This is a genomic window from Achromobacter sp. SD115 (assembly GCF_017355315.1).
GTDB classification, from domain to species: domain Bacteria; phylum Pseudomonadota; class Gammaproteobacteria; order Burkholderiales; family Burkholderiaceae_B; genus Achromobacter; species Achromobacter xylosoxidans_B.
This window is the reverse complement of record NZ_JADIJM010000020.1, coordinates 48262-70757: the sequence shown is the minus strand read 5'-3', so window position 1 is coordinate 70757 and position 22496 is coordinate 48262. Positions and strand designations below refer to the sequence as shown.

The window sequence follows — 22496 nt, the reverse complement described above, 5'->3', positions numbered from 1 at the left end:
TTAAGATGTAATGCGGTCTTCTCAGCGTGTTAGAATACCGGGTTACTGTAAACCTTTTAGAAGTCCCTGAATTCATTGAGGATTCCGGGCTAGTCCGACAGGTAGGCAGTGTCGAATCCCTGTCCTGGACCCGTGGTTCGGGACGGCCCGAAACATGCATTCGTTTCGGACCGCCCGTGCGCCGACAGCGCGATGACGCTTCAAGGGTGACACCGACAAGCGCAGAGCCACGCCAGGCAATTCATCAGAAACCAAGTCAGAAATCAGTTTTCGGAGTTCTTATGTCCATTCAACGCACCCTCTCGATCATCAAGCCCGACGCCGTCGCCAAGAACGTCATCGGCCAGATCGTCGGCCGTTTCGAGCAAGCTGGCCTGAAGGTCATCGCTGCCCGCCTGGCCCAGCTGTCGCGCGCCGACGCCGAACGTTTCTACGCCGTGCACAAGGAACGCCCCTTCTTCAAGGACCTGGTCGACTTCATGATCTCGGGTCCCGTGTTCGTGCAAGTCCTGGAAGGCGAAGACGCCATCCTGAAGAACCGCGACCTGATGGGCGCCACGGACCCCAAGAAGGCGGCTCCCGGCACCATCCGCGCCGACTTCGCCGACAGCATCGACGCCAACGCCGTGCACGGCTCGGACGCTCCGGAAACGGCCGCTGTCGAAGTCGCTTTCTTCTTCCCCGAAATCAACATCCACAGCCGTTGATTTTCGCGGAACTTCTGTTCTAGCTTTTTAGTGTTACCCAGGTCATGGAAACCGTCGAACGAATCAATCTGCTGGGGCTAGACGGCTCCGCCCTGTCCGAACTGGTCGGAAAGTGGGGCGGCAAGCCGTTTCGGGCTCGCCAGTTGCAGCGCTGGATGCACCAGCGCGGCGCCGATTCGTTCGACGCCATGACCGACCTGGCCCGCGATTTCCGCGGCCAGCTTGCGCAGCATTGCCGCATCGAGGCTTTGCCCGTCAACATCGAGCAGCGCTCGACCGACGGCACCCGCAAGTGGCTGTTCGACGTGGGGCAGGGCAATGCCATCGAGACCGTCTTCATTCCCGAGGACGACCGCGGCACGCTATGCATTTCCAGCCAGGCTGGCTGCGTGGTGAACTGCCGCTTCTGCTCCACCGGGCACCAAGGCTTCAACCGCAACCTGAAGACCAGCGAGATCATCGGCCAGCTGTGGTGGGCCAAGCGCGTGCTGGAGGCCGACATCGGCACCGCCCGCCTGGAAAGCGCCCGCGCCACCGAAGACACCCGCGTCATCAGCAACGTGGTGATGATGGGCATGGGCGAACCCCTGCTCAACTACGACCAGGTTCTGCCCGCCTTGCGCCTCATGCTGGACGACAATGCCTACGGCCTGTCGCGCCGTCGCGTCACCGTATCCACCTCCGGCGTGGTCCCCATGATGGACCGGCTGTCGCAGGACTGTCCCGTGGCGCTGGCCGTTTCGCTGCACGCACCGAACGATGCCCTGCGCGACGAGCTGGTGCCGCTGAACAAGAAGTACCCGTTGAAGGAACTGCTGGCTGCTTGCGAACGCTACCTGGCGTTCGCCCCGCGCGACTTCATCACTTTTGAATATTGCATGCTGGACGGCATCAACGACACCGACCAGCACGCCAAGGAACTGATCCAAATTGCACGCCAGCTGCGCTGCAAGCTCAATCTGATCCCGTTCAACCCCTTTCCCGAGTCCGGCCTGAAGCGCTCGAACTCGGCGCGGGTGAAGGTGTTTGCCCAGCGTCTGATGGACGCCGGCATCATCACCACCGTGCGCAAGACCCGGGGCGACGATATCGATGCGGCCTGTGGCCAACTGGCCGGAGAAGTGCGCGACCGTACCCGGATCACCGAACGGAACGCCGCACAGCGCCAGACCATACCAATTAAACAGGTGCACGCATGACGCAGGATTTCGCTTCTGCAGTTTCAGAAACGCCCGCAGGCGCTGTGGGTGGCATCGGCTCGGCATTGCGCGCGCTGCGCCAGTCCAAGGGCTGGTCGCTCGACGAAGTGTCCAGCCGCATCAAGTTTTCCACGAAGCAGATCGAAGCCCTTGAAAACGAGCAGTGGGCAAACCTGCCCACCGGCGTTTCGCTGCGAGGCCTGGTGCGCAACTATGCGCGCCTGTTGGGCGCGGATTCGCAGGCCATCGTCGATTCGCTGGATCCCAAGGCGCGCGTCACCGGTCCGGTGAAGCTCAGCCCGGGCGCCCTGCATTCGGCGCACTCCATTCCCCAGTCTGGCGCCGACGACGAGCGCTCGTCGTCGACCTCCTGGGGCTGGCTCATCGCCATCGTGCTGGTGCTGGTCGCCGGCGTGGCGTATGCCTTCTGGCAAGGCTGGTTGCCGCAGCACTGGCTGCCGTCCGACTGGCTGCCGAAGTCGACCAAGTAACAACCCGGTTCCACCGATGCAAGAATCTTCTCTGCCTTGCCAGGATGCCCCGCCTCCCTCCGTGGGGGCGGCTGAGCGCCGCGCCACGCGTTCGGTGGCGGTGAAGTGGGGCGATCGCGTCGTGAGGATCGGCGGCGACGCTCCGGTCGTGGTCCAGTCCATGACCAACACCGATACGGCGGACGCCATCGCCACCGCGATTCAGGTCAAGGAGCTGGCTCAGGCCGGCTCCGAGCTTGTGCGCATCACCGTGAATACCCCGGAAGCCGCGCGCGAAGTCATCGCCATCCGTGAACAACTCGACCGCATGGGCGTGAACGTGCCGCTGGTCGGAGATTTCCACTACAACGGCCACAAGCTGCTGACGCAGTTTCCCGATTGCGCGCAAGCGCTGTCCAAGTACCGGATCAACCCGGGTAACATGGGCGGGGGCAAGCGGCGCGACGACAATTTCGCGCAGATGATCGAGGTGGCCTGCCGCTACGACAAGCCGGTGCGCATCGGCGTGAACTGGGGCAGCCTGGACCACGAGCTGATGGCCCGCAAGATGGACGAGAACAAGCTGCGCGCCCAGCCCTGGGAAGCGCAAGCCGTGATGCGCGACGCGCTGGTCGTGTCCGCCATCAGCAATGCGCAGCGCGCCGAAGAACTCGGCCTGCGGCGCGACGCCATCATCCTGTCCTGCAAGGTCAGCCATGTGCAAGACCTGATCGCCGTGTATCGCGACCTGTCCGCGCGCTGCGACTACCCGCTGCATCTGGGCCTGACCGAAGCCGGCATGGGCAGCAAGGGCATCGTGGCGTCCACCGCCGCGCTGGCTGTGCTGATGCAGCAAGGCATCGGCGACACCATCCGCATTTCGCTCACGCCCGAACCCGGCGGCGACCGCAGCCGCGAGGCCATCGTGGCGCAGGAAATCCTGCAGACCATGGGCTTGCGCGCGTTCACGCCCATGGTCGTCGCCTGCCCGGGCTGCGGCCGTACCAGCAGCACGTTCTTCCAGGAACTGGCCGACAGCATCCAGACCTACCTGCGCCGCCAGATGCCGCTTTGGCGCGCCCAGTATCCCGGCGTCGAAAGCATGAACGTCGCGGTCATGGGCTGTGTGGTCAATGGGCCGGGCGAAAGCCGTCATGCCGATATCGGCATCAGCCTGCCGGGCACCGGCGAAGTACCCGCCGCGCCGGTGTTCGTGGACGGCGAACGCACCGTCACGCTCAAGGGCGACCATATCGCCGAAGAGTTCCAGGCCATCGTTGAAGACTACGTCGCGCGCCGCTATGGCGCGCCTGCCTCTCATTAAAGTAAGGGTGTGGCCGCTAGCGCGCTTGCCGGCGCGCGATGCGGCATGATCAAGATGACTCAAGCTTTCCAGAAAGTCGCCGCCGTACGCGGCATGAATGATCTGTTGCCGGGGGCGAGCGCCCGCTGGGAACAATTCGAGGAAATCGTGCGCGGTTGGCTGCGCAGCTACGGCTATCGCAATGTGCGTACGCCCGTGCTTGAGCATACGCGCCTGTTCGCGCGCGGCATCGGCGAAGTCACCGACATCGTCGAAAAAGAGATGTACACCTTCGCCGACGGGCCCGACGACGAACTGCTGACCATGCGTCCTGAAATGACGGCTGGCATCGTGCGCGCGTCCATCGAACACAATCTGCTCTACGACCGCCCGCAGCGTGTCTATTCCATCGGTCCCGTGTTCCGCCGCGAGCGCCCGCAACGCGGCCGCTATCGCCAGTTCCATCAGATCGACGTCGAGGCCCTGGGCTTCGCCGGTCCCGACGTGGACGCCGAGCTCATCGTCATGCTGGCGCGCTTGTGGAAGCTGCTGGGACTGACCGACGTGCGCCTGGAACTGAATTCGCTGGGTCAGCCGGCCGAACGCGCCGCCCACCGCGCGGCGCTGATCGAGCACCTGGAAAAGCACCGCGACATCCTGGACGAAGATGGCCAGCGCCGCATGTACAGCAATCCCTTGCGCGTCCTGGACACCAAGAACCCCGCCATGCAGGAAATGGCTGACAGCGCGCCGCGTCTGTTCGACTTCCTCGGCGAGGAATCGCGCGCGCACTTCGATGGCATGTGCCAGCGCCTGACCGACGCCGGTATCGAGTACCGCCTGAATCCGCGCCTGGTGCGCGGGCTGGACTACTACAACCTGACCGTGTTCGAGTGGGTCACCGACCGCCTCGGCGCCCAGGGTACCGTGTGCGGCGGAGGCCGCTACGATGGCCTGATCGAACTGCTGGGTGGCAAGTCCGCACCCGCGGTGGGCTTCGCGATCGGCATGGAGCGCCTGCTGGATCTCTGGGAGCAGAGCGTGCAGGTCGAACAGCTGGCCGAGTGCGACGTCTATGTCGTGCACCAGGGCGAAGAGGCGCAACGCCTGGCTGCCCGGGTTGGCGAAGACCTGCGCGATGCCGGCCTGTCGGTCGTCGTGCATGCGGGTTCCGCAGGCTTCAAGTCGCAATTCAAGCGCGCCGACGCCAGCGGCGCCCGGGTTGCGGTTATTCTTGGCGCCGACGAAGTGGCCGCGCAGACGGCCAGCGTGAAGTTCCTGCGCGCCGACGCGCAGGGCGAAACAGCCCAACAGCAAGTCCCTTTGGCGGGATTGGCCGAAGTATTGAATAACAAGGGTTAATGCATGGCATACGATCTGGAAGAACAGGAAAAACTCGACGCGATCAAGGCGTGGTGGGCGCGCTACGGCACGCTGGTTGTCACGCTGGTGACGGCGGTTGCGCTGGCCTGGGGCGGCTGGTGGGGCTGGAAGGCCTATCAATCGCACCGCGCCAACCAGGCCATGGGTTACTTCGAAGCGCTGGAAGACGCGGCCCGCCTGGGCGGCGCTGATTCCTCGGTGCGCATCAAGACCGCCGCAGCCACGCTGCGCGAGCAATATCCGTCCACCGGCTACGCCACGCGCGGCGCCCTGGTGGCAGCCCAGGCGCTGCAGGCCCAGAAGGACGACGCAGGCGCCCGCGAGCAGCTGGAATGGCTGGCCGCCCAGGGCAAGAACCCGGCCATGCAGGCCGTGGCGCGTTTGCGCCTGGCCGGCATGATGCTGGACCAGAAACAATACGATGCCGCCTTGGCGCAACTGAACAATCCGCCGGCCGCCTTCGCCGCCTTGTTCGCGGATCGCCGCGGCGATATCCTCGCCGCGCAAGGCAAGCGCGAGGAAGCGCGCGCTGCGTGGCAAAGCGCCATCGATGGCCTGGGTACGGCCAATCCTCTGACCCAGGTTGTGCAACTGAAACTGGATGCCTTGAGCGGAGCGTGACTGTAATGCGTAAATTTGCACCTGGTCGTACGTGGCGTGGCGCCGTTTGCCTGGCGGGTTTGCTCGCCCTGGGCGGATGCGGCATGTTTTCCCATGACGACAGCCGCTACGATCCCGCACCCCTGACCGAATACAAGGCCGGCATGTCCGTACGCCAGGTCTGGAGCGTGTCGGTCGGCAGCGGCTCGGGACTGGGCTTTGCGCCCACCGTGTTGGGCGACGCCATCTATGCCGCCACGCCTGACGGTTCGGTCGGCAAGTTCGACCTGCAGAGCGGCCGCGCCATCTGGAAGGCCAGCGTCGACGGCAAGTTGTCCGCCGGCGCCGGCAGCGATGGCACCACCACCGCGGTGGCCTCGCCCAACGGCGACGTCATCGCCTTCGACGACACCGGCAAAGTGAAGTGGAAAGTCCGCGCCACCAGCGACGTGACCATCCCGCCCGTGGTGGGCTATGGCATCGTCGTGGTTCGCAGCGGCGACTACCGCATCCAGGCCTTCGACGCCAACAGCGGCGAGCGCGTCTGGAACGTGCAACGCCCGGGCCCTTCGCTGGCCCTGCGCAGCGTATCGCAGATGGTCCTGGCCGAAGGCCTGGTCATTACCGGCCTGCCGGGCGGCAAGTTGATGGCCATCGCGTCCAACAGTGGTAACGTGCAATGGGAAGGCACCGTGGCGACGCCGCGCGGCGCCAGCGACCTGGAGCGTCTGACCGACGTGGTCGGCGCCCCTCGTATCGCGGGCAACCTGCTTTGCGGCGTAGCCTATCAGGGACGTATCGTTTGCTTCGACGTCACGGCCGGCGGCCGTCCGCTGTGGGCCAAGGACTTCTCCAGCGTCAGCGGCCTGTCGCTGGACGAGCGTTTCGCCTATGCGGCGGACCAGAACAGCGTGGTCAACGCGTTTGCGCTGGATAATGGCGGCAATGTCTGGAAGCAGGCAGCGCTGAAGAACCGCCAGGTCACCGCTCCGGCTATGCTGGGTGGCGCGCTGGCAGTGGGCGACCTGGATGGCTATGTGCATTTCCTGTCGCGCAGCGACGGCAGCCTGATGGCCCGCCTGTCGGTAGGTGGAGGCCCGGTGATTTCGCCGCCGCAGACCACTTCCCAGGGAGTGCTGATCCAGACGGGCAATGGCAACCTCGTCCTGATCGGCGCCAACTAAAACCTATAGAACAAAGCCTTACACCGTGTCTTTCAAGCCTGTCGTCGCCCTGGTCGGCCGTCCCAACGTTGGGAAGTCGACCCTATTCAACCGCCTGACGCGATCGCGCGCCGCGCTGGTGGCCGATTATTCCGGCCTGACCCGCGATCGCCACTACGGCGAGGGCAGGGTAGGCGAGATCCCCTTCATCGTCATCGATACCGGTGGTTTCGAACCCGTCGCCAAGGATGGCATTCTGCTGGAGATGGCCCGCCAGACCCGGCAGGCCATCGCCGAGGCCGACGTCGTGGTGTTCCTGGTGGATGCCCGCGCGGGCATCAATGCCCATGACCACGAAATCGCCCAGCTACTGCGCAAATCCGGCCAGCAGCGCGTGCTGCTGGCGGTGAACAAGGCGGAAGGCATGGGCGCCGGCTCGGCCATCTCCGAGTTCCATGAACTCGGATTGGGCCAGCCCTATCCCATCTCGGCTGCGCACGGCGACGGTATCGTCGACCTGATCGAACTGGCCCTGCAGGACCTGGCCGAGCCGCCCGCGGAAGAAGAGTCGCCCGAAGAGGGCGAGCACGACCATCGCATCAAGCTGGCCATTGTCGGCCGTCCCAACGTGGGCAAGTCCACGCTCATCAACACCTTGATGGGCGAAGAGCGCGTGATCGCGTTCGACATGCCGGGCACGACCCGCGACGCGATCGAAATCGACTTCGAGCGCGATGGCCGCCGCTACACGCTGATCGACACCGCAGGCCTGCGCAAGCGCGGCAAGGTGTTCGAGGCGGTCGAAAAGTTCTCCGTCATCAAGACGCTGCAGGCCATCGAGGCCAGCAACGTCGTGCTGCTGATGCTGGACGCGCAAACCGAAATCTCCGAGCAGGACGCCCACATTGCCGGCTTCGTGCTGGAAACGGGGCGCGCCGTGGTCGTGGCCATCAACAAGTGGGATGGCCTGGACGGCGAAGCCAAGGAACGCATCGAACGCGAGTTCCAGCGCAAGCTGCGTTTCCTGTCTTTCGCGCGCATGCATACCATTTCGGCCCTGCGCGGGCAGGGCGTGAAGCCCCTGCTCAAGTCCATCAACGCGGCACATGCCGCGGCGTTCGCGAAGCTGTCCACGCCCAAGCTGACGCGCGAGCTGCAGACTGCGGTCGAGCAGCAGCAGCCGCCCCGCAAGGGCATATTCCGTCCGAAGATGCGCTATGCGCACCAGGGCGGGCAGAACCCGCCGCTGGTCGTCATCCACGGCAACGCGCTGGACGCCATTCCGGATTCGTACCGTCGCTATCTGGAAACGCGCTTCCGCAATGCGTTCGACCTGGCCGGCACGCCGCTGCGCATCGAATTCAAGTCTTCGCACAACCCCTACGCGCAGGAAAGCTGATCCATGAGCCGCTTCTGGAGTCCCGTGGTCGGGACGCTCAGTCCGTATGTGCCGGGCGAGCAGCCCAAGCTTCAGAATCTGGTCAAGTTGAACACCAACGAGCATCCCTACGGCCCGTCGCCCAGGGTGCTCGACGCGATCCGCTCGGCCTGCGATGACACGCTGAAGCTCTATCCGGACCCTGCGTCCGACCGTCTGCGGCAGGCCATCGCCGGCACGGTCGGCGTGCAGCCCGGCCAGGTCTTCGTGGGCAACGGTTCCGACGAGGTGCTGGCGCATGTGTTCCTGGCGTTGTTGAAGCATGAGCGTCCGTTGCGCTTTCCGGACATCACCTACAGCTTCTATCCGGTCTACTGCGGCCTGTACGGCATCCAGTACGAAACGGTGCCGCTGACGTCCGACTTCCGCATCGATGTCGAGGACTATCTGCCTGGCCGCATGGGGCAGGCGGGCGCCATCATCTTCCCGAATCCCAATGCGCCCACCGGCCGCGCCCTCAGCGTGGCGGAGGTCGAGCGCATCGTCGCCGGCAACCCCGACGCGGTCGTCGTGGTGGATGAGGCCTATGTGGATTTTGGCGGAGAGTCCGTCATTCCTTTGGTGGACCGCTACGACAATCTGCTGGTCGTGCAAACGCTGTCCAAATCGCGTTCGCTGGCAGGCTTGCGCGTCGGTTTCGCCGTGGGCAGCGCCGAGCTCATCGATGGACTGGAGCGTGTAAAGAACAGTTTCAACTCCTACCCCATCGACCGCCTTGCATCGGCGGGCGCGGTGGCGGCCCTGGAGGACGTGGAGTACTTTGAGCGAACGCGCCAGGCCGTGATCGAAACCCGGTCGCGAATGACGGCAGGCCTGGAATCCCTGGGCTTCGAGGTGCTGCCTTCGGCTGCGAATTTCGTGTTCGCGCGGCACCCCTCCAAGGATGCCGCGGGCCTGGCCGCCAGCTTGCGCGAACGCAGCATCATCGTGCGCCATTTCCGCCATGAACGCATCGACCAGTTTCTGCGCATTACCGTGGGCACCGATGAGCAGTGCGAACTGCTGCTGAAGGCGCTTGCGGAGGTCTTGCAGGCTTGAGCGGCGGCAGCTTTCCCATCGGAAAACTCTGGTGTCACTTTTGCTTCCCGGCCAAGTAGCACGGGCCGGGAAAACCCTGTAGAGTACAAGTTTCGGCGTACCCCACCAGTACAGAAGTACGCCACCACTCAATAACAAACAAATGGAGCCTGGCCAATGAGCAATAAAGGGCAAACTCTGCAAGATCCGTTCCTGAACACGCTGCGCAAGGACCATGTGCCCGTGTCGATCTACCTGGTGAACGGCATCAAGCTTCAAGGGCAAATCGAATCCTTCGACCAATACGTGGTGCTGCTGCGCAATACGGTCACGCAAATGGTCTACAAGCATGCCATTTCGACCGTCGTTCCCGCGCGTGCCGTGAACTTTCAGGTGGAAGTCCCTGCTGAGTAATCTCGCTCCAGCTTTACCTTTTATTGCCCGCCGGACGGTACTCGTCGGCGGGCATTTTCGCTTTGGCTCCAATATGGTGCATGTATGCGCGCTTTGATTATCAGCGTGGATCTGGGAGATCCGGACTTCGCGGCCCATGCCGAGGAATTCGCCATGCTGGCCAAGGGCGCTGGCGCGGAAGTCGTCGGCACCTTGACGGCTCGGCGCGACCGGCCCGACGCCAAGTTCTTCATCGGTTCAGGTAAGGCCGATGAGGGCGTGGCGATGGCTCAGGCCTTGCTGGCCGACATCGTCCTTTTCGACCAGCCGCTGTCCCCCGCCCAGCAACGCAACCTGGAACGCGCGTTCAACCTGCGCGTGGTGGATCGGGTTGCCCTCATCCTCGACATCTTCGCGCTGCGCGCGAAGAGCCACGAAGGCAAGCTGCAGGTCGAACTGGCGCAACTGCAGCATTTGGCCACGCGCTTGACCCGCATGTGGAGTCACCTGGAACGGCAGCGCGGCGGTATCGGCATGCGCGGGCCGGGCGAGGCCCAGCTCGAAATGGACCGGCGCATCATCGGCGCCAAGGTCAAGGTGCTGCGCGAGCGGCTGGACCGGGTCGAGCGCCAGCGTGTGACCCAACGCCGCGCGCGCGCCCGTGGCGGCGCATTGTCGGTGTCGCTGGTCGGCTATACCAACGCCGGCAAGTCCACCTTGTTCAATGCCTTGACGCGCGCCGACAGCTACGCCGCTGACCAGCTGTTCGCCACCCTGGATACGACCACGCGCCGCATCTGGATCGAAGGGGCGGGTTCGGTGGTGGTGTCCGACACGGTCGGGTTCATCCGCGACCTGCCTCACGGCCTGATCGCGGCATTCCGCGCCACCCTGGAAGAAACCGTGCATGCGGACCTGCTGCTGCACGTGGTAGATGCCGCCAGCCCGCAGCGCGACGAGCAGATTTTCGAGGTGAACAAGGTCCTGGCCGAAATCGGCGCGGCTTCGATTCCCACCATTCTGGTCTACAACAAGATCGATCTGGCCGGATTGGATCCGCGGGTGGAACGCGATGCACATGGTACGATTGCGCGAGTATTTGTAAGCGCCACCGAGCGCGCCGGTTTGGATGCGTTGCGCGGGGCAATTGCGGAAACCGGACAGATTGTGGGAAACAATGCCGCGAATTATCAAACTCTTCAATCTGAATGACCCCGGCTGGGGTCGTGGGAACAACAATGGCTCCGAGCCGCCGCCCAAACGGCCCCAAGGCAGCGGAGACGGCCCTCCCGACCTGGACGAGGTCTGGCGCGATTTCAACAATCGCATCGGATCGCTGTTCGGGCGCAAAGGCGGGGGCGGCAATAACCGCCCTGGCAACCGTGGCGGCATGACGCCGCCATCGCCGCGTGGTGCGCGCATCGGCCTGGGGGTGATCGCCCTGGTCGCGGCCGGTATCTGGCTGGCCAGCGGTTTCTACATCGTGCAAGAAGGCCAGGTCGCGGTTGTGACACAGTTCGGCAAGTACAAGTCGACGTCGCAAGCCGGTTTCCAATGGCGCATGCCGTATCCCATCCAGAGCCACGAAATGGTCAACGTGTCGCAGCTGCGCACGTTCGAGGTCGGCTTCCGCGGCGGTGCGCGCAACAAGGTTCTGCCCGAAGCGCTGATGCTCACGACGGACGAGAACATCGTCGATATGCAGTTCGTCGTCCAGTATCGCCTGCGTGCCGACGGCGCGCCCGATTACCTCTTCATGACGCGCGATCCCGATGAATCGGTCCGTCAGGCGTCGGAGACGGCCATGCGCGAAGTCGTGGGCAAGCAGTCGATGGACTTCGTGCTCTACGAGGGCCGCACCACGGTGGCCACGCAAGTGCAGACCCTGATGCAGCAGATCCTGGACCGCTACCAGACTGGCGTGCAGGTCAGCACCGTCGCCATCCAGAACGTGCAGCCGCCCGAACAGGTGCAGGCCGCGTTCGACGACGCCGTCAAGGCAGGCCAGGACCGTGAGCGCCAGATCAACGAAGGCCAGGCTTACGCCAATCAGGTCGTGCCGCTGGCCAGCGGCCAGGCATCCCGCATGACCGAACAGGCCGAAGGCTACAAGGCCAAGGTCGTCGGCGATGCCCAGGGTAATACTTCGCGCTTCACCAGCATCCTTGGCGAATACGAGAAGTCGCCGGCGGTCATGCGCCAGCGTATGTATCTGGAGAGCATGCAGGAGATCTTCACGCGCGCCAGCAAGGTCATGGTCGACACCAAGAGCAACAACAACATGTTGTATCTGCCCCTGGACAAGATCATGCATCTGGCCGCTCAGGACGCCAGCAAGTCCGGTGTCGCCGGTTCGGGTTCGCCCACGCTGGCTAGCCCGCCCGCCCAGTCGCCGGCGCGCGGCAGCGCCGCGCCGGTGCCTCAGTCTTCCGGCAGCAGCAATAGCAACACGCTGCCCCGCGACCGTACGTCGCGCTAACCCGGAGGAGTCCTGATCATGCAACGTCTCATGCCTATCCTGGTCGGCCTGCTCATCGTGCTGGCCGCCCTTTCTTCCTGCGTCTTCGTCGTGCGCGAGCGCGACTACGCCCTGGTGTTCTCGCTGGGTGAAGTGCGCAGGACCATCAACGAACCCGGCCTTTACTTCAAGGCGCCGCCTCCGTTCCAGAATGTCGTGACGCTCGACAAGCGCATTCTGACCATCGAAACCAACGAAGCCGAACGCATCCAGACTTCCGAAAAGAAGAACCTGCTGATCGATTCGTACGTCAAGTGGCGCATTGCGGATCCTCGCCAGTACTACGTGTCCACTGGCGGCAATGAACGCGTCGCGCAGGAGCGCCTGCAGGCGCTGATCCGCGACGCGCTGAACGCCTCGGTCAACGTGCGCACGGTGCGCGACGTGGTTTCGACCGAACGCGACAAGATCATGGCCGAGATCCTGACCAACGTCGCCAAGCGCGCCGAACCCCTGGGCGTGCAGATTGTCGACGTGCGCCTGCGCCGCATCGAGTTCGCGCCGGAGATTTCGGAATCGGTGTATCGCCGCATGGAAGCGGAGCGTACGCGCGTCGCCAACGAGCTGCGTTCCATCGGTGCCGCCGAAGGCGAAAAGATCCGCGCCGAAGCCGATCGCCAGCGTGAAGTGATCGTGGCCCAGGCCTATGCCAAGGCCCAGGGCATCATGGGTGAGGGCGATGCCGCGGCCGCCGCGATCTATTCGCAGGCCTATGGCAAGAACCCGCAGTTCTACACGTACTACAAGAGCCTGGAAGCCTACCGCGCTTCGTTCTCGAAGCCGGGCGACGTGCTGGTCGTTGACCCCAGCTCCAGCTTCTTCCAGTTCATGAAGGACCCCACTGGCGACGCGCTGGCGCCGGTCACCGTGCCGGCCAAGTGATGCGCCTGCGGTAGCGCGAAACGAAAAGCCCCTTGGATTTCCAAGGGGCTTTTTTGCAGGTGGATACAGTGGCGGGCACGTCGCTGTGCAATGAGGGACGGTTTCCGGCCCAGCGCAGGCTGGCTGGCGCTTGCCGCTGAACCATGTACAATACCCCGTAAGCTAGAAAACATTCCGCAGCGGCTGAGCGGGCTTACGCCCCCTCAGCCGCTTTTTCGTTTGGGCGACGCCCACGCATCATTTGGCGTTATTCAGGTAAACATTCATGGGTAACTGGTTGCTGCCCGAGAGCCTCGCCGACGTACTTCCGGCAGAGGCCCGGCGCATCGAGGAATTGCGCCGCGAACTTCTCGATCTGTATCGTACTTACGGTTTCGAGTTGGTCGCGCCGCCCCTGGTCGAATACATTGATTCATTGCTGTCCGGCACTGGCAGCGATCTGGATCTGCGCACCTGCAAGCTGGTCGACCAACTGTCTGGCCGCACGCTGGGCGTGCGCGCGGACATGACTCCTCAGGTCACGCGCATCGACGCGCACTTGTTGAACCGCGCCGGCGTTACCCGCCTGTGCTATTGCGGCAACGTGCTGCATGCCCGTCCGGCGGACCTGCTGTCCAGCCGCGAGCTGCTGCAGATCGGCGCCGAGATCTACGGCCATGCGGGTTTCGAGGCCGACCTGGAAATTATCCAGCTGGTGCTGGAAACGGTGGCGATCGCCGGTGTGCGCAACCCGAGGCTGGATCTGTGCCACCCGGGCGTACTGCGCGCCATCCTGGAGTCGGATCCGGCCGCGGCGGCCTTGTCGCAAGACGTCATTCTGCTGATGCGCGAGAAGGACGTTCCTGGGCTGGGCGAGCTGGCGGCGCGAGCCCCTGGCCTGCGCGGCGAGACCCTGAAGGCTTTGCAGTTGCTACCCAAGCTGTACGGCGGGCCGGAAGTGCTGAAGGAAGCGCGCCGCGAGTTGCCCTTGTTGCCGGGCGTGGTGGCGGCGCTGGACGCGCTGCAGCTGGTGGTGGATGCCATGCCCAATGTGGAGTTTGGCGTGGACCTGGCCGACGTGGGTGGCTATGGCTACCATTCCGGCGTGAAGTTCGCGCTGTATGCCGAAGGCTGGCGCGATGCGCTGGTCAGCGGCGGCCGTTATGACGATGTCAGCCGTGCGTTCGGTCGGGCCCGTCCCGCCACCGGCTTCAGTCTTGATTTACGCAAGCTGGCGGCAGGTTTGCCGCCGGCGGAAAGGGCGCGTGCGGTTCGCGCACCCTGGGGGCAAGCCCCCGCCCTGACCGAGGCGGTGCGCCGCCTGCGCCGGTCGGGGGAAATTGTCGTTCAGGTATTGCCCGGTCACGAGCAGGATCAGGACGAATTCGTTTGCGATCGCGAGCTGGCGCTGCAGGATGGCGCCTGGACGGTCAGAACGCTGTGACTAACTCCCTCTCGGCAGCGAGAGGGCCGCGGGGAGATTTCCGGATTTCCCGAGAAACTCGATATTGATTCGTAACATGAGCAAGAACGTAGTCGTAATCGGCACCCAGTGGGGTGACGAGGGCAAGGGCAAGATCGTCGACTGGCTGGCGGAATCCGTCCAGGGCGTGGTCCGCTTCCAAGGCGGTCACAATGCCGGCCATACGCTGTGGATCAACGGCAAGAAGACGATTCTCCGCCTGATCCCGTCGGGCATCATGCATCCCGGCGTCACCTGCTTCATCGGCAACGGCGTCGTGCTGTCCCCCGAAGCCCTGCTCAAGGAAATCGAAGAGCTTGAGGCCGCCGGTCTGGACGTGCGTTCGCGCCTGCAGATTTCCGAAATCTGCCCGCTGATCCTGCCGTACCACGTCGCCATCGACAAGGCGCGCGAAGCGCGCAAGGGCGACGGCAAGATCGGCACGACCGGTCGCGGCATCGGCCCTGCGTACGAAGACAAGGTCGCCCGTCGCGCGCTGCGCGTGCAGGACCTGTTCAATCCCGCACTGTTCGACGAAAAGCTCGCCGAAGTGCTGGATTACCACAACTTCGTGCTGACCAAGTACCTGGGCGCCGAGGCGGTTTCCGCCAATGAAGTGCGCGACCAAGCCATGGCGCTGGCTCCGGCCATCGCCCCGATGGTCAAGGACGTGTCGAGCAACCTGTACGCCATGCAACAGGAAGGCAAGCGCCTGTTGTTCGAAGGCGCGCAGGGCGCTTTGCTAGACGTGGATCACGGCACCTATCCCTTCGTCACCAGCAGCAACTGCGTTGCTGGCGCGGCCTCGGCTGGCGCTGGCGTCGGTCCGCAGCAGCTGGACTACGTCCTGGGTATCACCAAGGCCTACACGACTCGTGTCGGTTCGGGCCCGTTCCCCACGGAACTGGTCGATGAGATCGGTACCCGCCTGGCCACGATCGGCAAGGAATTCGGCTCCGTCACGGGCCGTCCGCGTCGTTGCGGCTGGTTTGACGGTGCGGCGCTCAAGCGCTCGGTCCGCCTGAACGGCATCACCGGCCTGTGCATCACCAAGCTGGACGTGCTGGACGGCCTGGAAACCATCCAGCTGGGCGTCGGCTACCGCGTCAATGGCGAGTTCCGCGATGTGCTGCCTTACGGCGCGCATGCCGTGGCGCAGGCACAGCCGGTGCTGGAAGAGCTCCCTGGCTGGAGCGAATCCACCGTCGGCATCACCGAGTACGACAAGCTGCCCGAGGCGGCCCGTCGCTACCTGGAGCGCGTGGCCGAAGTCTGCGGCGTTCCGATCGACCTGGTGTCGACCGGTCCCGACCGCAACGAAACCATTGTGCTGCGTCATCCCCTGAAGGGCTGACATCGGGTTATTATTCGCAAGGCCGCCGCCGGTCTCATACCGGCGGCGGCCTTTTCGTATTTATTAAGCAGGAGATGCTTGCCTATGAGCACGCCGACCAATGATGACAGCCATCTGTGGGTGACGTGGGACGACTACAACCGCCTGATCGAGCGCCTTACCTTGCAGGTGCATCAATCGGGTTGGAAGTTCGACAAGATTCTTTGTCTGGCGCGCGGCGGCATGCGCGTCGGTGATGTTATGTCCCGTATTTTTGATGTGCCGCTGGGCATCCTGGCCACGAGCAGCTATCGCGAAGCGGCCGGCACCAAGCAGGGCGACATGGATATCGCCCAGTTCATCACCATCACGCGCGGCACATTGTCCGGGCGGGTGTTGCTGGTGGACGACATGGTTGACACGGGTAAGACCTTCAACAAGGTCTTCGATCACCTGAAGAGTCAGTTCGCCGACATTACCGAGCTGCGCAGCGCGGTGCTGTGGTGGAAAGGCCATTCGCAGGCGACGCCGGACTACTACGTCGACAAGCTGCCCACGAATCCCTGGATTCACCAGCCTTTCGAAGACTACGACAGCCTGCGTCCGCATCAGCTCGAGGCCTGGATCCGCAAGGGTTCCAAGAGCTGAGCTTGCTGTTCCGGCAGGAGAGGGCATTCTGGTCGCCCAAGGCGCCAGACTGTCCCTCCAGTAGTCAAAATGGTCGTGACCATGCTAGAATCGCTGGTTATCGCTAAACCGAACTTGGCTTGTTACTCTTTGGGTAGTCTTTGGGTAACGGAAACAGCCAGCGGAAATCCGGGATGGGATCTGCGGTTCAGGGCTGCCAAGCAGCGCTGAAGCCAGCATCCAGCGCCTGGATTGCGCTTTCAAGGTTCCCCGTTCGCGGTACCTGCCTCTGTTGGTATGATTTTGGTATCGACGAGGCCGTTTACGCGTACCTGGACCCGCGCAGCGTTGCTGGTAAGCAAGCCAGGTTTGTCATCAACTTTTGTTACCCTACAAGCAGGCCAATCACTTTATGCCTATCGTTCGACTGAAGGAAAACGAACCGTTTGAAGCCGCTCTGCGCCGCTTCAAGCGCACCATCGAAAAGACCGGTTTGCTCACCGAGCTGCGTTCGCGCGAGTTCTATGAGAAGCCCACGGCCGAGCGCAAGCGCAAGCATGCCGCCGCTGTGAAGCGCCACTACAAGCGCATCCGTAGCCAACAACTGCCCCCGCGCCTGTATTGATTTTTGATTCCCGAATCTATTGATTCCAGAATCATTCATCCAGGATTTGCTCGCCCGAGTCGACGTCGTCGACATAGTCGGGCGATACGTGCAGTTGAGAAAGGGTGGGGCCAACTTGCTTGGCCTGTGCCCTTTTCATAACGAAAAAAGTCCCTCGTTCACTGTCAGCCCCACCAAGCAGTTCTATCACTGTTTCGGTTGCGGAGCGCATGGCAGCGCCATCACCTTTCTGATGGAACACACGGGCGCCAGTTTCCCCGATGCCGTGCGTACGCTCGCGGCATCGGCGGGAATGACGGTCCCCGAAGAAAACCGCAGTCCACGCCAGCAGCAGGAATCCGCGCGCCGCAAGGCCGAGGAATCTCGCCACACGCAGGTGCTGGATGCCGCTCAGGCCCATTACCTCAAGCAGTTGCGGGCATCGCCCGCGGCGATCCGCTATCTGAAGCAGCGCGGCCTGACGGGTGAAATCGCGGCCCATTTCGGCCTGGGGTGGTCGGGTACCGACCGCCACGGCCTGTCGCAAGTCTTTCCGACCTACGAGGATCCCGTCCTGGTCGAGTCCGGGCTGGTCATCGAATCCGAGGACGGGCGCCGTTACGACCGCTTCCGGGAACGGGTCATGTTTCCGATCCGCAATGTGCGGGGCAGTCTCATCGGATTCGGCGGCCGCATCATCGGCAAGGGTGAGCCCAAGTACCTGAATTCGCCTGAAACCCCGCTGTTCTCCAAGGGGCATGAGCTTTACGGTCTGTGGGAGGCGCGCCAGGCCATACGCCAGGAAGGGCAGGTCATTGTGGTCGAAGGCTACATGGACGTGGTCGGTCTGGCCCAGCAAGGCATCGCCAACGCGGTGGCGACGCTGGGTACCGCCACCACGCCGGACCATGTCAAGAAGCTGCTGCGCGCTAGCGACAAGGTTATCTTCAGTTTCGACGGCGATGGCGCCGGCAGGCGCGCCGCGTGGCGCGCCTTGCAGGCATGCCTGCCGGTGCTGCGCGACGATATCGCGATCCGCTTCCTGTTCCTGCCCACTGAACACGATCCTGACTCGTACGTGCGCGAACTGGGCGCGGAAGCCTTCCGCGCATGCCTGGGGGAGGCCGTGGCGCTCTCCCGCTTCCTGCTGGATGAGCTGGCCTCGCGGCACAACATGAATGAAGCCGAAGGGCGGGCCAGTTGCCTGCACGAGGCCAAGCCCTTGCTGGCTACCATTCCCGAGTGCGCGCTGCGCGTGCAGATCGAGCGGGAGATGGCCAAGCTGGTTCAGCTGACGCCAGAGGAAATGGCCCAGGTGCTGGCGCAGCAGCCTGCAAAACCCTTCGCGCCCGCGCCCAAATCCGGCGTGGCGGGAGGGGATGCGGCCTCGGCATCCGGGCGGGAGCATGAGCCCGGCCATTCAGACACGGGCTACGACTTTGCCGGTCACGATTTTCATGACATTCCGGCCGATGAGTCCGATTACGCGGACCAGGTCCACTTGCCGTCCCAGGGTTCCGACTTTGGTGGCGGAGGCGGTCAGCGCAACGGCGGCAAACAGGAGTGGAAGGGCAAAGGCGACTGGAAAGGCAAGAGCGACTGGAAAGGCGGCAAAGGCAACTGGAAAGGCAAGCGCGACAACGACGTCGGCGGCTTTGAGGGCCGCCGCACCATGCCGTCGCTAGCCAAACGCCTGCTCGGCCTGCTGCTGGCACATCCTGAGCTGGTCGACTCCATGGGCGACCAGCAGCTTGAAGTCATCGACCATGGCCCCCATCTAGGTCTTGTAAGGGACTTGATCATGCTGGCGCAATCCAGCGGCGCCCGCCATGTCGGCGCGTTGCTGGAGGCGGCGGATCCGGATTCGGATCTGGCCACCGTGCTGAAGGGGCTGCGGGCCGATATCCTGTCCCAGGAAGACCTGCCGGACCCGCAAACTGAGTGGGATGATGCCTTGAGGCGCATTGAGTTCGACTCGGCCAAGCTGGAGATCGCCAAGCTCGCAGCCTCGGGGTTGGCCACGGAAGAGGCGCGCAAGCGCTATCTGGAGCTTTCCAGCCGCATGGCCGTGCTGAAAGGTGCCGGCGTGCGCTAAATGCGCTAAAATCAAAGGTTGTCCGCCGGCATAGCGTGTTTTTTGGCCGGTGGGGCTAGGGCAGGTAGCTGTTGTGCGGCGCGGTACCCGTTGCGGGGCGCCGATGTTTGACGGACTTGGCCTGGTGCGTCTGCGAATTGAGGGGCTTGCAGTCGATTTCTGCTTAATTCTTGCTGAATTTGGTGGTGATCCTGATGCCGCAATAAGTGGGCAATACGAAATGCGTCTGGCAGACGGAATCTATTCCGGATGCTGGAATCTAATGGATGTATAGGGTTTGACGCGGGACCCGCGACCCGGACGCGGCGGACGCTCCAAAAAAATGGAACGTCAGGCGCGCAACGGCAGAAATAAAAGCGGATGCGCGCGTCAAATTTGTTACATAGTTAATTAATATAGCTGAGCGGTGAATCAAGCAGTTCGGCGACGGTTATTTCCGCGTAGCGTTAGTGGTTTGGGTGCTGTGTCTACTCAGCTGCTTGGGGCTAAGGCCCAATAAGCAAGCAAAGCCTATTTATAGGCAGACAGCCCCCCCGACGCCCGGAAGCCCCCGCAGGATGAGGCCATGCACGCAAGGCGCAATGACGGTATCGCACCGGAACGGCGCCAAACGGGCTCGCAAGAGCTGGCGCTGCGAACAACGCAGCCGTGTGGTCTCCGCTGATTCACCAGTTTTACCCGTATAACCGCCGTGTTGGGCTGCCCGTCCAAGGCGGCTTCATGCGGTGCAACATGCCCGAACGGGTTGCGACGACCACGGAAGCGACTATGACCAAATCCACCGGCAAATCCTCCTCTGCAATTGATGCGGCCGAAACCAAGGCCACCACGGCCAAGCGCGTCGTAAGCATGGCAGCGGAAAAGGCGCCCGCCAAGACGGCGGTGAAGGTCGCCAAGCCCGCCGCCAAGACGGCCGCCAAGAAGGCGACCAAGGCCGCCGCGGCTGACAAGCCCGAGAAGGTGACGAAGGCCCGCGCCAAGAAGGCCGAAGACAAGCTCGCCGATCTGGTGGGCAGCGCGCGCCCCGTGCCCAGCGGCCGCCGCCCGGGCCGTCCGGCCAAGAACGCCAACAATGATTCCGACGGCTTCGACGACGCGATGGACGGCGAAGGCGAAGTCCTGCCCGATCTGAAGCCGCCCAAGCGCGGCGGCAAGCGCGGCAAGGCCGATCCCAAGGATCTGATCGCCCGCGGTCCCGTTACGCCCGAAGAATACGAAGCGCGCCGCAACCGCCTGAAGCAGCTGATCAAGCTGGGCAAGGACCGCGGCTACCTGACCTACGGCGAAATCAACGACCATCTGCCTGACGACCTGGTCGACGCGGAAGCGATCGACGGCATCATCAGCACGTTCAGCGACATGGGCATCGCGGTCTACGACCAGGCGCCCGATGCCGAAACGCTGCTGATGAGCGAAAACGCGCCGGTGGCCTCCAACGATGACGACGTCGAAGACGAAGCCGAAGCCGCGCTGACCACCGTGGACTCCGATTTCGGCCGCACCACCGATCCCGTGCGTATGTACATGCGCGAAATGGGCTCGGTGGAACTGCTGACGCGCGAAGGCGAAATTGAAATCGCCAAGCGCATCGAAGACGGCCTGAAGCACATGGTCATGGCCATCTCGGCCTGCCCGACCACGATCAACGAGATCCTGGCCCACATCCTGCGCGTGCGCGAAGGCCAGGCCCAGATCGACGAAGTGGTCGACGGCCTGGTGGATCCGGAAGACGGCGAGGAATACGCCGGCGCCGGCGTCACCGCCGAGGAAGACGAAGGCGATGATGGTCCCGCCGGCGGCATGTCCAGCAAGCAGCTGGAAGACCTGCGCGTGAAGGCCCTGGCCAAGTTCGACGAAGTCGGCAAGCAATTCGAAAAGATGCGCCACTCGTACGAGAAGGACGGCTACAAGTCGGACGTCTACGTGCGCGCCCAGGAATCCATCCAGAACGAACTGATGGGCATCCGCTTCACGGCCAAGATGGTCGAGAAACTGGCCGACACCCTGCGCCAGCAGGTCGAGGAAGTGCGCCAGCTCGAACGCGCCGTCCTGCACACGTGTGTGGACCGTGCCGGCATGCCGCGCACGCACTTCATCAAGGTGTTCCCGGGCAACGAAACCAACATGCAGTGGGTCGTCGATGAAGTGGCCGCCGGTCACCCGTACGCCGAAACGCTGGAGCGCCAGATTCCCGCCGTGCAGGAACTGCAGCAGAAGCTCATCGACCTGCAAACGCGCGTCGTGCTGCCGCTGAAGGACCTGAAGGACGTCAACAAGCGCATGGCCACCGGCGAAGCCAAGGCCCGCAAGGCCAAGCGCGAAATGACCGAGGCCAACCTGCGTCTGGTGATCTCGATCGCCAAGAAGTACACGAACCGCGGCCTGCAGTTCCTGGACCTGATCCAGGAAGGCAACATCGGCCTGATGAAGGCCGTGGACAAGTTCGAATACCGCCGCGGCTACAAGTTCTCGACTTACGCGACCTGGTGGATCCGTCAGGCCATCACGCGTTCCATCGCCGACCAGGCGCGCACCATCCGTATTCCGGTTCACATGATCGAAACGATCAACAAGATGAACCGGATCAGCCGCCAGATCCTGCAGGAAACCGGCGCCGAGCCGGATCCCGCGACCTTGGCGCAGAAGATGGACATGCCCGAGGACAAGATCCGCAAGATCCTGAAGATCGCCAAGGAACCGATCTCCATGGAAACTCCTATCGGTGATGACGACGACTCGCACCTGGGCGATTTCATCGAAGACACGTCCACCCTGGCGCCTTCCGACGCGGCCTTGCACGGTTCGATGCGCGATGTGGTCAAGGAAGTGCTAGACTCTCTCACCCCGCGTGAAGCCAAGGTTCTGCGCATGCGTTTCGGCATCGAAATGAGCACGGACCAGACCCTGGAAGAAGTGGGCAAGCAATTCGACGTCACGCGCGAGCGCATTCGCCAAATAGAGGCGAAAGCACTGCGCAAGCTGCGTCACCCCAGCCGCGCCGATAAGCTCAAGAGCTTCCTGGAAGGGCAGTAATCGTTTTTAGGGCCTCTAGCTCATGCCTGGTTAGAGCAGCGGACTCATAATCCGTTGGTGCCGAGTTCGACTCTCGGGGGGCCTACCAAGTAATGGCGCGGGTTTGCGGGAAGTTCACGCAACCCGCGCTTTCTTTTGTGTGTGGGATTTCTTGCCAATCTCCCAAAGCGCGGACTTGATGGAATCGGTAGACAAGTGTGCATACCGTTTTGTGCGGGCGGCAGACTTGTGGCCCAGGACCGCGCTGACCGTGTAAAGATCAACCCTGACGTTGATCATTCGCTGGCTGC

The 22496-nt window shown here is 63.3% G+C and carries 19 protein-coding genes and 1 tRNA gene; all 20 read left to right on the top strand.

From position 1 onward, the window contains the following. The first annotated feature begins 281 nt into the window (after positions 1 to 281). Positions 282 to 707: a nucleoside-diphosphate kinase gene (gene ndk, locus IPU70_RS24440; RefSeq protein ID WP_006393972.1), complete on the top strand. Its 426-nt coding sequence runs from the start codon at positions 282 to 284 to the stop codon at positions 705 to 707. Between the two features lie 44 nt (positions 708 to 751). After that, positions 752 to 1906 (top strand): 23S rRNA (adenine(2503)-C(2))-methyltransferase RlmN, encoded by a 1155-nt coding sequence (gene rlmN, locus IPU70_RS24435; RefSeq protein ID WP_013392823.1) that lies wholly within the window; start codon positions 752 to 754, stop codon positions 1904 to 1906. Beyond that, entirely contained in the window at positions 1903 to 2397 is a 495-nt protein-coding gene (locus tag IPU70_RS24430; protein ID WP_207471259.1) for a RodZ family helix-turn-helix domain-containing protein, read from the top strand. Before rlmN ends, IPU70_RS24430 begins: the two co-directional genes overlap by 4 nt. 16 nt (positions 2398 to 2413) lie before the next feature. Further along, positions 2414 to 3700, top strand: a complete 1287-nt coding sequence (ispG, locus tag IPU70_RS24425) for a flavodoxin-dependent (E)-4-hydroxy-3-methylbut-2-enyl-diphosphate synthase (RefSeq protein ID WP_207471257.1) — start codon at positions 2414 to 2416, stop codon at positions 3698 to 3700. Positions 3701 to 3754: 54 nt separating this feature from the next. Next, the gene (hisS, locus tag IPU70_RS24420; protein ID WP_207471256.1) at positions 3755 to 5041 is read left to right on the top strand and encodes a histidine--tRNA ligase; all 1287 of its coding nucleotides are present in this window, start codon (positions 3755 to 3757) and stop codon (positions 5039 to 5041) included. 3 nt (positions 5042 to 5044) lie between these two features. Beyond that, positions 5045 to 5683, top strand: a complete 639-nt coding sequence (locus tag IPU70_RS24415) for a tetratricopeptide repeat protein (protein WP_207471255.1) — start codon at positions 5045 to 5047, stop codon at positions 5681 to 5683. A gap of 5 nt (positions 5684 to 5688) precedes the next feature. Continuing rightward, positions 5689 to 6846 carry an outer membrane protein assembly factor BamB gene (gene bamB / locus IPU70_RS24410; protein ID WP_207471254.1) on the top strand — a complete coding sequence of 386 codons (1158 nt, stop codon included), beginning with the start codon at positions 5689 to 5691 and terminating at the stop codon, positions 6844 to 6846. 25 nt (positions 6847 to 6871) lie between these two features. Then, a complete protein-coding gene (gene der, locus IPU70_RS24405) occupies positions 6872 to 8224 on the top strand; it encodes a ribosome biogenesis GTPase Der (RefSeq protein WP_207471253.1) in 1353 nt (450 codons plus the stop codon). Between the two features lie 3 nt (positions 8225 to 8227). Next, the gene (hisC, locus tag IPU70_RS24400; protein ID WP_207471245.1) at positions 8228 to 9301 is read left to right on the top strand and encodes a histidinol-phosphate transaminase; all 1074 of its coding nucleotides are present in this window, start codon (positions 8228 to 8230) and stop codon (positions 9299 to 9301) included. A 156-nt stretch (positions 9302 to 9457) separates the two neighbouring features. Next, the gene (hfq, locus tag IPU70_RS24395) at positions 9458 to 9694 is read left to right on the top strand and encodes an RNA chaperone Hfq (protein WP_006218585.1); all 237 of its coding nucleotides are present in this window, start codon (positions 9458 to 9460) and stop codon (positions 9692 to 9694) included. An 84-nt stretch (positions 9695 to 9778) separates the two neighbouring features. After that, complete coding sequence (hflX, locus tag IPU70_RS24390; protein ID WP_207471244.1) at positions 9779 to 10885, top strand: GTPase HflX; 1107 nt, start codon at positions 9779 to 9781, stop codon at positions 10883 to 10885. After that, positions 10851 to 12152: an FtsH protease activity modulator HflK gene (hflK, locus tag IPU70_RS24385; protein ID WP_207471239.1), complete on the top strand. Its 1302-nt coding sequence runs from the start codon at positions 10851 to 10853 to the stop codon at positions 12150 to 12152. Before hflX ends, hflK begins: the two co-directional genes overlap by 35 nt. Positions 12153 to 12170: 18 nt before the next feature. After that, positions 12171 to 13073 (top strand): protease modulator HflC, encoded by a 903-nt coding sequence (hflC, locus tag IPU70_RS24380; protein WP_207471238.1) that lies wholly within the window; start codon positions 12171 to 12173, stop codon positions 13071 to 13073. Between the two features lie 265 nt (positions 13074 to 13338). Beyond that, a complete protein-coding gene (locus IPU70_RS24375; RefSeq protein ID WP_207471237.1) occupies positions 13339 to 14496 on the top strand; it encodes an ATP phosphoribosyltransferase regulatory subunit in 1158 nt (385 codons plus the stop codon). 76 nt (positions 14497 to 14572) lie between these two features. Beyond that, positions 14573 to 15868: an adenylosuccinate synthase gene (locus IPU70_RS24370; protein WP_013392835.1), complete on the top strand. Its 1296-nt coding sequence runs from the start codon at positions 14573 to 14575 to the stop codon at positions 15866 to 15868. Between the two features lie 84 nt (positions 15869 to 15952). Continuing rightward, positions 15953 to 16495: a phosphoribosyltransferase gene (locus IPU70_RS24365; protein ID WP_013392836.1), complete on the top strand. Its 543-nt coding sequence runs from the start codon at positions 15953 to 15955 to the stop codon at positions 16493 to 16495. A 391-nt stretch (positions 16496 to 16886) separates the two neighbouring features. After that, the gene (gene rpsU / locus IPU70_RS24360; RefSeq protein WP_006218592.1) at positions 16887 to 17099 is read left to right on the top strand and encodes a 30S ribosomal protein S21; all 213 of its coding nucleotides are present in this window, start codon (positions 16887 to 16889) and stop codon (positions 17097 to 17099) included. 19 nt (positions 17100 to 17118) lie between these two features. Continuing rightward, positions 17119 to 19173: a DNA primase gene (gene dnaG / locus IPU70_RS24355; RefSeq protein WP_207471236.1), complete on the top strand. Its 2055-nt coding sequence runs from the start codon at positions 17119 to 17121 to the stop codon at positions 19171 to 19173. 768 nt (positions 19174 to 19941) lie between these two features. After that, the gene (gene rpoD / locus IPU70_RS24350) at positions 19942 to 22206 is read left to right on the top strand and encodes an RNA polymerase sigma factor RpoD (protein WP_207471235.1); all 2265 of its coding nucleotides are present in this window, start codon (positions 19942 to 19944) and stop codon (positions 22204 to 22206) included. 9 nt (positions 22207 to 22215) lie between these two features. Continuing rightward, positions 22216 to 22294: transfer RNA gene (locus tag IPU70_RS24345), tRNA-Ile, on the top strand. Positions 22295 to 22496: the final 202 nt, after the last annotated feature.

Bases quoted from the DNA above. Each gene is read 5' to 3' on its own strand.
- ndk (WP_006393972.1), top strand. From the start codon at position 282: ATGTCCATTCAACGCACCCTCTCGATCATCAAGCCCGACGCCGTCGCC.
- rlmN (WP_013392823.1), top strand. From the start codon at position 752: ATGGAAACCGTCGAACGAATCAATCTGCTGGGGCTAGACGGCTCCGCC.
- IPU70_RS24430 (WP_207471259.1), top strand. From the start codon at position 1,903: ATGACGCAGGATTTCGCTTCTGCAGTTTCAGAAACGCCCGCAGGCGCT.
- ispG (WP_207471257.1), top strand. From the start codon at position 2,414: ATGCAAGAATCTTCTCTGCCTTGCCAGGATGCCCCGCCTCCCTCCGTG.
- hisS (WP_207471256.1), top strand. From the start codon at position 3,755: ATGACTCAAGCTTTCCAGAAAGTCGCCGCCGTACGCGGCATGAATGAT.
- IPU70_RS24415 (WP_207471255.1), top strand. From the start codon at position 5,045: ATGGCATACGATCTGGAAGAACAGGAAAAACTCGACGCGATCAAGGCG.
- bamB (WP_207471254.1), top strand. From the start codon at position 5,689: ATGCGTAAATTTGCACCTGGTCGTACGTGGCGTGGCGCCGTTTGCCTG.
- hisC (WP_207471245.1), top strand. From the start codon at position 8,228: ATGAGCCGCTTCTGGAGTCCCGTGGTCGGGACGCTCAGTCCGTATGTG.
- hfq (WP_006218585.1), top strand. From the start codon at position 9,458: ATGAGCAATAAAGGGCAAACTCTGCAAGATCCGTTCCTGAACACGCTG.
- hflX (WP_207471244.1), top strand. From the start codon at position 9,779: ATGCGCGCTTTGATTATCAGCGTGGATCTGGGAGATCCGGACTTCGCG.
- hflK (WP_207471239.1), top strand. From the start codon at position 10,851: ATGCCGCGAATTATCAAACTCTTCAATCTGAATGACCCCGGCTGGGGT.
- hflC (WP_207471238.1), top strand. From the start codon at position 12,171: ATGCAACGTCTCATGCCTATCCTGGTCGGCCTGCTCATCGTGCTGGCC.
- IPU70_RS24375 (WP_207471237.1), top strand. From the start codon at position 13,339: ATGGGTAACTGGTTGCTGCCCGAGAGCCTCGCCGACGTACTTCCGGCA.
- IPU70_RS24370 (WP_013392835.1), top strand. From the start codon at position 14,573: ATGAGCAAGAACGTAGTCGTAATCGGCACCCAGTGGGGTGACGAGGGC.
- IPU70_RS24365 (WP_013392836.1), top strand. From the start codon at position 15,953: ATGAGCACGCCGACCAATGATGACAGCCATCTGTGGGTGACGTGGGAC.
- rpsU (WP_006218592.1), top strand. From the start codon at position 16,887: ATGCCTATCGTTCGACTGAAGGAAAACGAACCGTTTGAAGCCGCTCTG.
- rpoD (WP_207471235.1), top strand. From the start codon at position 19,942: ATGACCAAATCCACCGGCAAATCCTCCTCTGCAATTGATGCGGCCGAA.